The sequence below is a fragment of the Streptomyces sp. NPDC056503 genome, assembly GCF_042794995.1.
GTDB lineage: Bacteria > Actinomycetota > Actinomycetes > Streptomycetales > Streptomycetaceae > Streptomyces.
Window position 1 is genome coordinate 9,580 of sequence record NZ_JBHTST010000189.1, and the last position, 3,623, is coordinate 13,202.

4 protein-coding genes are annotated in these 3,623 nt (G+C 73.8%); 3 read left to right on the top strand and 1 reads right to left on the bottom strand.

Annotated features, from left to right (window positions below):
* The first annotated feature begins 151 nt into the window (after positions 1–151).
* Positions 152–1,387 carry a hypothetical protein gene (locus ACFQ8C_RS34375; RefSeq protein WP_383465464.1) on the top strand — a complete coding sequence of 412 codons (1,236 nt, stop codon included), beginning with the start codon at positions 152–154 and terminating at the stop codon, positions 1,385–1,387.
* 57 nt (positions 1,388–1,444) lie between these two features.
* On the opposite strand, the gene ACFQ8C_RS34380 is transcribed toward ACFQ8C_RS34375, so the two are convergent.
* Positions 1,445–1,573, bottom strand: a complete 129-nt coding sequence (locus ACFQ8C_RS34380; protein ID WP_383465466.1) for a hypothetical protein — start codon at positions 1,571–1,573, stop codon at positions 1,445–1,447.
* A gap of 151 nt (positions 1,574–1,724) precedes the next feature.
* Here ACFQ8C_RS34380 and ACFQ8C_RS34385 point away from each other — a divergent pair, with 151 nt between their 5' ends.
* Together ACFQ8C_RS34385 and ACFQ8C_RS34390 are read left to right on the top strand one after the other, a co-directional pair.
* The gene (locus tag ACFQ8C_RS34385; protein WP_383465467.1) at positions 1,725–2,333 is read left to right on the top strand and encodes a multiprotein-bridging factor 1 family protein; all 609 of its coding nucleotides are present in this window, start codon (positions 1,725–1,727) and stop codon (positions 2,331–2,333) included.
* A 21-nt stretch (positions 2,334–2,354) separates the two neighbouring features.
* Positions 2,355–3,563 carry an acyl carrier protein gene (locus ACFQ8C_RS34390; protein ID WP_383465469.1) on the top strand — a complete coding sequence of 403 codons (1,209 nt, stop codon included), beginning with the start codon at positions 2,355–2,357 and terminating at the stop codon, positions 3,561–3,563.
* The last annotated feature ends 60 nt before the right edge of the window (positions 3,564–3,623 follow it).

Sequence of the window (3,623 nt, forward strand, 5' to 3'; positions counted from 1 at the left end):
CACCCCCCTCACCACCCCCCCGACCAACCCCGGGAGGGCCCCCGCCCCCGCCCCCCCCGGCGGGGCGCGGGCCCCCCCCCGCGGCGGCCCCCGGCGCCGCATCCCACGCCCCGTCCCCGTCCCCGTCCCCGTCACAGACGAGAGCAGGCACATGCCGAGCACACGCTTTCCGAGAACCGCCGCGCACCTTCTCGCCGTCGCGGCCCTCGCCGTCCTGACCGTCCTGCCGGGCGGCCCCGCCGCCCGCGCCGACGCGACCGTCCGCGCCTCGGCCCCGGCACCCGAACTGCTGATCGGCCAGTCCACCCGGGCCGCCTGGGACGACTTCCACACCTTCGGCCAGAACGCCGACGGCGGCTCGGTCTACTACGAGCTGCGCGGCGGCGACTGGGTGAACGACGCCCACCGCGCCTACGCCACGATGCTCGCCGAGCAGGGGAAGACGATCCAGGTCGGGATCAGCTGGAAGGACAACCCGCCGGGCTTCACCGGCGGCGACGAGAACGCCAAGGCCGCGCGCTCGCGGGCGGTGACCGCCGAGATCGCCGCGGGCGGGCACACCGCCTCCCTCGACCGGTTGGTCGCCTTCGCCGACGCCCACCCGGCCGCGCGCTTCAAGCTGCGCCTCGACTACGAGGTCAGCTCCTTCTACCACTGCACGGACGCGAGCTGCTCCTCGTACAAGAACGCCTTCGCCCGCCTCGCCGCCCACCTCGACGGCCGCTCGGTCGCGCACAACCTGGAATACGTCTTCCACCCGGTGCGCGGCGAGTTCGAGGCGATGTACCCGGGCGACGCGGCCGTCGACTGGATGGGCGTGTCGGTCTTCGCGCACGAACTGTGCCTGCCGATGTACGAACGCGGCTACCTGTACAACGGCACTCCGCCGCAGAACTACGACGTGGGCACGAGCCAGTGCCGCAACGCGTACGTCGGAACCGACTCCCACGGCAACCCGGCGGCCGTCTGGCGCACCTTCGACCACGACGCCAACGTGCTGAAGCTGGTGAAGTTCGCCCGTGACCACGGCAAGCCGGTCGTGCTCTCCGAAGCCGGGATGATGAACTTCACGGCCGACGGCGGCACCGGCGACGGGCTCGAACAGCAGCGCGGCGACCAGTGGGTGAGGCGGCTCTTCTCGCTCATGGACTACCAGGGGCCGATCCCCAACCTGCCCGGTGAGCACGACCTCCGGGGAGTGATCCGCTCCGTCGTCTACATCGACCTCGACTTCCGCTACGGCTGGGACGGCGTCGACGACGGCAGCTTCGACTTCCCGCCCGACACCACCTGGTTCGTGGACGCCCGCCTCTCCCGGTACGGCGCGGCCAGGACCTCCTTCTGCCAGGGCCTCGCCGCCAACGGCTTCACGGCCCGCTGCCGCTGAGACGGCACGGACGCCACCGCGTCCCGCGCCCCCGCGCCGTGGCCGGCCGCGTACCCGTCAGTGGTGCGCGGCCGGGTCGAAGCCCTCGGGGGCGCGGTCGAGGACCGCCTCCGTCTCCGTCGACGTCGCCGTCTCCGGGAGGCTGCTCGGAAGCGGCTGGTCGGGGGCGGTCGCGGGCTCGGACATGGCTGGTTCCCTTCCGGGGAGGGCGCGGACCCGGTGTCCGGGTCCGCGACCGCCGTGGTGGCGGTGGTTCGAGGGTGCGGGAGGCGTTCGTCGCGTGTCGATGACCTCGCGGGTCATCGCCGTCCCTCCCGGCCGCGGGCAGGCTGAGGGCATGACGACGGCCACGGAACCGGTCGGGGTGCTCGTACGGCGCTGGCGCGAGCGGCGGCGGCGCTCGCGGCTCGACGTGTCGCTCGCCGCGGAGCTGTCCGCCCGGCACCTGAGCTGTATCGAGACGGGGCGGGCGAATCCCAGCCGGGACATGATCCGGCGGCTGTGCGACGAGCTCGACGTCCCGCTGCGGGAGCGCAACGCCTTCTATCTGGCGGCGGGCTTCGCCCCGGCCCACCCCGAGCGGGCGTTCGCCGACCTGGCCGAACTGGAGTCCTTTCCCGCCCCGGAGGGCCGGGACGGCGTTCCGCCCGCCTCGCCGGGGCTCGCGCACGCGCGGCGCGCGGACGGCGCGGTGCACGCGGACGATCTGGTGGTGCCCCCGCGCCTGGCCACGGAACAGGGCGAACTGTCGCTGCTCTACACCACCACGGTGTTCGGGTCGCCGCGTGATGTCACCCTCGACGAGAGCGCGATCGCGACGTTCCACCCCGCCGACCGGGCCACGGCGACGCTTCTGCGCGCCGCGCTGTCCGGCGGGCCGTCGGGTCGCGATGCGGCGGAATCCGGTGTGGAGGGCGGTCGCGGTCGGCATGATCTGACGAGATGACCGACCGTCGAGGATTCAGGGGTGCCGGTGCGCGAGGGCGAGATCGTTCAGGGTCGCTACCAGTTGCAGGTCCTGCTCGGGGCGGGGGGATTCGGGCAGGTCTGGAAGGCGTCGGATCACACCCTCGGGCGTGAGGTCGCGGTCAAGCTGGCCACCTCCCTCGCCGACGATCCCCAGGCGGGAGCCCGGTTCACGGCGGAAGCGCGCAAGCTGGCGCGTCTGCGGCACCGGGGGATCGTCACCGTCCACGACGCCGGGACGGCCACCGGCCCCGGCCGTGGGGTGCCCTTCCTGGTGATGGAGCTGCTGAGCGGCTCGACCTGGCAGCAGGGCACGGCCCCGGAACCGGTGGACTCCGTCGTCGGGACGGCGGTGAGCCTGGCGGAGGCGCTCGCGTACATGCACGGGATGGGGATCGTCCACCGGGACATCAAGCCGGCGAACATCATGATCTGCGCGGACGGCCAGGCGGTGCTGATGGACCTGGGGATCGCCCGGGACTTCTCCACCCTCACCACCGTCACGGCCGCCTTCTCACCGGGAACCCCCGCCTACATGGCCCCCGAGCAGCTCTCCGGGGCCCCTGCCTCCGCCGCCTCCGACGTGTACGCGTTCGGTCTGGTCCTGATCCAGAAGATCACCGGCAAGCGCGGCCCGGCCGCGCAGCTCTCCGCCGCCGACCGCGCGAGGCTCACTCCGCCGCTCCACGCGCTCCTGTCCCGCATGACCGCCCTGGAACCGGACGAGCGCCCCAGCATGGCGGAATGCCGGGAACAGCTGGGCCGGGTCCCCCGGCCCGGTGCCTCCGGCCCGGCGGGGCACCCGCCGTCCGGACCGGCGCCGCTGGTGCCGAGGCGCCGTGGCTGGTGGGCCCGGTGGGTCGGTCCGCAGCGGCTCCGGCAGCGGACGCCGACGGTGCGCGTCACGGCGGCGGCCCCGACGACGGCGCCGGCGGGCACGTCCCCGTCGGGCTCACCGTCCCCCGGCCAGAGGGAGGTCCTCGCGGGGATCGCCGGGATCCTCCACGAGATCACGGGCGTTCCGGTCGGGGACGTCCAGCTGGACAAGACCTTCGGCCGCGACCTGGACGTCGACTCGCTGTCCATGGTCGAGGTCGTCGTCGCCGCCGAGGAGCTGTTCGGCGTGAGGATTTCGGACGACGAGGCCCAGAAGCTGCGGACGGTGCGCGACGCGACCGACCACGTCCTGCGGGAACGCTCGCGGAAGTAGCGTGCCCGACCGCGAGCCGGTTCGCGCCTCGATGGCCGGGCCGCACCGGGACCCCCGGGC

Excerpts from the sequence above, each read along its gene's own strand:
- ACFQ8C_RS34375 (WP_383465464.1), top strand. The coding sequence starts at position 152 with ATGCCGAGCACACGCTTTCCGAGAACCGCCGCGCACCTTCTCGCCGTC.
- ACFQ8C_RS34380 (WP_383465466.1), bottom strand. The coding sequence starts at position 1,573 with ATGTCCGAGCCCGCGACCGCCCCCGACCAGCCGCTTCCGAGCAGCCTC.
- ACFQ8C_RS34385 (WP_383465467.1), top strand. The coding sequence starts at position 1,725 with ATGACGACGGCCACGGAACCGGTCGGGGTGCTCGTACGGCGCTGGCGC.